5 protein-coding genes are annotated in these 4,304 nt (G+C 67.7%); 1 reads left to right on the forward strand and 4 read right to left on the reverse strand.

Going from position 1 to position 4,304, the window contains the following annotated elements:
* Positions 1–2 precede the first annotated feature (2 nt).
* The 3 genes from ACIBJF_RS52360 to ACIBJF_RS52370 all read right to left on the reverse strand — a co-directional run bounded on the left by ACIBJF_RS52360 (position 3) and on the right by ACIBJF_RS52370 (position 1,809).
* The gene (locus ACIBJF_RS52360) at positions 3–422 is read right to left on the reverse strand and encodes a recombinase family protein (protein WP_399184952.1); all 420 of its coding nucleotides are present in this window, start codon (positions 420–422) and stop codon (positions 3–5) included.
* On the reverse strand, positions 415–585 hold the full coding sequence (locus ACIBJF_RS52365) for a hypothetical protein (protein ID WP_399184953.1): 171 nt from the start codon (positions 583–585) through the stop codon (positions 415–417). Before ACIBJF_RS52365 ends, ACIBJF_RS52360 begins: the two co-directional genes overlap by 8 nt.
* A 375-nt stretch (positions 586–960) precedes the next feature.
* Positions 961–1,809, reverse strand: coding sequence for a hypothetical protein (locus ACIBJF_RS52370; protein ID WP_399184954.1), 849 nt, complete (start codon positions 1,807–1,809; stop codon positions 961–963).
* Between the two features lie 372 nt (positions 1,810–2,181).
* Here ACIBJF_RS52370 and ACIBJF_RS52375 point away from each other — a divergent pair, with 372 nt between their 5' ends.
* Entirely contained in the window at positions 2,182–2,502 is a 321-nt protein-coding gene (locus tag ACIBJF_RS52375) for a hypothetical protein (RefSeq protein ID WP_399184955.1), read from the forward strand.
* A 338-nt stretch (positions 2,503–2,840) separates the two neighbouring features.
* Here the strand turns inward: ACIBJF_RS52375 and ACIBJF_RS52380 are convergent, their stop codons facing one another.
* Entirely contained in the window at positions 2,841–3,926 is a 1,086-nt protein-coding gene (locus tag ACIBJF_RS52380; protein ID WP_399184956.1) for an integrase core domain-containing protein, read from the reverse strand.
* Positions 3,927–4,304: the final 378 nt, after the last annotated feature.

A 4,304-nucleotide genomic window follows, 5' to 3' on the forward strand; every position in this document is an offset into this window, starting at 1 on the left:
GATCAGACTGCCTCCAGCTTCACCCGACCGCTGCGACGGCCAGGCGGTGGAGCCCTTCCATCTCCACACGAATCCGTAGTACTTCGTGGCGCACCCAGGAGCCGGTACCAGTCCGCATTGTTGCGGGCCAGCCGGCTGACCTCCAGGGCCAGCACGATCCCGACCTGACCCAGGCCGATCCGGGCGGCCAGCTCGGCGAACCCCGACCGTCCAGCCGTGCTCGAACCGCAATGGCCCTGGTCCTCATCCACGACCCCGATCGCCGCGCGAGACCAGCCCAGCACCACCGCGCGCTCGACCAGATCGTACTGGCGGGCGGTGGACTCCTTGTTGCGTTCCAGCTGAAGGAGGGGGGACTGGCGAACGTAAACGACAGCCGCTCTTTGCCGGTGGGCGGGGGTCACCTTGCTGTTCTCACTCATCGTCGGCCTCCTCGCGGTGCGCGGCGCTCATCTCGGCGATCAGACGGGCGAGCTGCGTGAGGGCCTCTTGCACCTGCGGGGGCGGGAGCTGGCCGATCAGCTGCTTCGGCGGCGGGGACAACTGCTCGGGGAGCAGACTGAGTTGGACGGGCTGCACGGTCATCCTCCTTGCGCGGGAGATGCCGTGCAGCCTGCTCCGGCTGGTCGATCGTCCGTGCGAGAAGCACGGAAACCACGACGCGGGCCGCCGTCAAGTCCTCGGGCGCGGCGAGGACCTGGCACTGGGACGGGGCTGTTCCGGTGCCGGGCTCGTGGCCGGCTGCGTAGTCGGTCCAGGCGGCCGGGATCAGGGACTTGCTGCCGTCGGGGAGGACGAGCAGGAGCTCCAGCCGCCCGCGGCAGTGCATCTGCCCGAGAACCTGAAGGCTGTGGCCCTGCAGCGGGTGGTGATCGCGGGTGACGCGGACGCAGGTCATCGCGCGTCCCCGTTCCGCAAGACGTGCGCGGCGCCCAGGCAGCTGCCCGCGTGCAGCATCGCTCATGCCGCCAGCGTCACCGTCGGGGCGTCCAAACTGGTCAGTGCCTCCGCGAGATCGATGGGGACGCCCTCGGCCAGGCTCGCGCACAGCCGCAGCACCTGGCCCTCGCCACCGGAGCAGGCCAGCCGCCCGCGTCCCAGCTGGGCCGCCACCCGCGGCCAGTCGACGAACGCCAACGGCGTCCCGTCCCCGAGCGCGGGGACGACCTCGACGAACGCGGCGACGAAGTCGTCACGGTGCAGCCACCGATCGTGGCCGATCAGCAACTCGACGGCCGCCACCGCGCAGTACAGCCCGGCGGCCCCGGCCCGCAACGCGGCCGCGAGGTCCTCGATACGGGTAGTAAGTCCGGGCTTCGTTCGACGAGATCTCGCACGCGGCCCTGATGGACAGGGTGCGCGCTCGCGTCGGAGACAAACGCATCCCGGCGCTGGTGAAGGCGTTCTTGAAGTCCGGAATCCTCGGTGAGGACCGGGCCTCTCCAGAACGCGCGCTCCCTGGCTCACCCGCAGGTCTTCCAGCATCCGCACGACCAGGCTCGGCAGCGTGGACGACGACGAGGGGGCCGCCACGATGCGTCCCTCGACCTGCTCGGGGAAGACGCCACCGGCCACCTGCGTGACGAGGGTGTCGTCTTCGTAGATCCGCGCGAGCCCGGCCGCTGAGTCCCCGGATGCCGGCCGGTACCAGCCGTCTTTGTCGTACTCGAACCAGCCGCGGGAGAGGAACGCCTCGCGCGGCACCGACAACACGGCCGCTTCCCATTCCGGACTGCACAGGGCGCCACTCTTGGACAGATGCCGGGCGAGGTCGGCCCGCAGACGCTCCGACGACAGCAGGTCACTCATGCCGGGTCGCTCCGTTCTCCAACAGGTCTGCGATTGCGGCGGTGATCGTCAGGTCGGCCGCGGGGACGATGAACCTTGCTGAGGGGTCCTGTCGGTCCAGGCGGAGGGCACTTTCTAGGTACAGGTGCGACACGAGGTCGCGTGTGTTGAGGGGTTTGCCGAAACGGTTCACCTCTTCGGTAGACGGGTAGAGCGTAGAGAAGCACCGGCCAGCTGTAACTGACCTGGAGGGGAACGGTGTCACCTACACCGAGTAGGCAGGCGACAAGCCTGTGCGCTGCTGGCAAGGAACCGGAGGCCATAGCGCTCTTGCTGGAGGAGTACAGAGCCATCCGAGCAGAATTAGTGCAGCGCGTCGCCAACCGTATGCAAATGATCGGTATACTCGGAATCCTTGCCGCTGTTTCGACGGTCTCAAGTGACAACTTTTCATTCACCTCTCCCGGCATCTACGTGGCAGCATGCTTGGTTGGTATCGGAGCCTTCTGGATACGCCACAACAACCGCGCCGTCCAACGGCTAGGGCGTCACCTTCGCCTCGCGGAGGAGCGCATCCACCAACTGGCTAACAGAGCCTACGGCTCGCAGCAGCCACTGCTGAGCTGGGAATTAACACGGCAGGCACAGCGCGAGCAACTCAGGGGAGTGAAACGTCAAGCGGGTCTGCTGAGCGGGTGGACGCTCAACAGTTGAGTCGCGCCAAGGCTGCAGGCCCTGGGCCCCCGGCTGAGGACGTCACCAGCCCTCATCGACGCACGGAACGCCTAACCGAGTTCTTCCGGTCACTGCGCCTAGCAAGCAATCGGGCCTCGGCGCTGCCACCGCCCTGGTAGCCGGCGGCCGAGTACAACCGAGCGAGTCAGGGATCAGGTCAGCACGAGGGGATGCGGGGGGATGCGGCCGTCACAGACGCGGGCAACCAGATCAGCGAGGCCCACGGGATAGACCGTCTCGTTGGTACGGCGGAGGTCGGTGACGTGTGCCGCTCGAAAATACGATTCGATGCTGTGCGCTGCGGCGATGCCATTCGGTCAGGCAGCGTGGCGGTACTCATTGATCAGGCCGCCGAGGGCGGGCCGTCGTCGGATCCGGTGGGCCTGGAGGTCGGTGGCGGTGGCCGGGGCGGGCGGTTGAGTGCCCTCTGGGGACAGTTGTTGCCGAGCCTGATGGGGACGATGCTGGTTGTAGTGCCGGATGTACTCGGTCAGGACCGCTTGGGCGTGGGCCTCGTTGTAGATCAGGATCCGGTCGAGGACTTCGCGGCGCAGGGTGCCCACGGCTCGCTCGCAAATCGCGTTCGCCTTCGGTGCCCGAGGCGGGCTGAGCAGGATCTCCACGTCGTCGGCCTGGAAGACGGCGTCGACAACGGCGGCGTATTTGTGGTCCCGGTCGCGGAGGAGGAAGCGCAGGGAGTCCATCCGACACCCCAGCGCCATGGTGGGATTCCTGGCCTGTTGGACGGTCCACCGGGCGGTGGGATGGGCGGTGACGCCGGCGAGGTGGACGCGCCTCGTGTCGTGCTCAATGAAGACCAGGACGTATAGGCGTTTGAGCGAGATGGTGTCGATGTGGAGGAAGTCGGCGGCGAGGATGCCGTGGGCCTGGGCGTTGAGGAATTCACGCCAGGTCGGGCCGGAGCGCTGCGGAGCGGGATCGATGCCGGCCGCGTGCAGGATCTCCCAGACCGCGGACGGGGCGATCGAGTAGCCCAGGCGCGCGAGTTCGCCCCGTATGCGGCGGTGGCCCCACGTACTGTTCTCCTTGGCCAGGCGCAGGATGAGCTGCTTGACGGTGGACGCGGTGGACGGCCTGCCGAGGCGGCGGTGCTGGGAGAACGCCCACTTCCGCGCAATCAGTTGCCGGTGCCAGGCCGGCAGCGTGGTCGGCGTGACAGCGAATACGTGGCGCCGGCGTTCCTGCGGGACCAGCCGGGAAAGGACGGCGAGCCAGATCCGGTCGGCCGGCTCGTAGCGGACCCGGGCGATCTGGCGGCGCAGCACCGCGTTCTCGTGCCGTAACGCCAAGACTTCCGCATCCTTGGCCACGCGGCTGCGCAGCACGGCAGCGGGCACCTTGATCAGATTGTGGACCAGCGTGGTGAGGATCGACAGTGGCATCGACAGATCGTCCCAGGCGCTGTGCAGGCCGCCGCCCTGCGTGGAGAAGCTGCAGGCCAGACCCAGAATCGTATTTCCGAGCGGGACAGGCTCGACGGTTGCCGCACACGAGCACACTCTGTTCGTCAAAGGCCTGCCCCTGCATCACCCGCGAGTATCGACCCAGAAACGGGAGGCGCGGATCAGTCCCTACATCCGGGGAATCGCCCCGCCACTGCTGTGGCACGGCGAATAGGACGGCTGGAGTCTGCTCGGCTTCGAGCGTGAATGGTGGCCACGCCGACTTCACCGGGTTCCTCCGAGGATGCCCCGGCCTTCGGGCCGGGGAGGAATCGGACTCCTGCGGAGCAGGGCAGGGATGGCCGGATCGCCGTCAGG

It is taken from the genome of Streptomyces sp. NPDC050743 (assembly GCF_044456925.1).
Classification (GTDB): Bacteria; Actinomycetota; Actinomycetes; order Streptomycetales; family Streptomycetaceae; genus Streptomyces.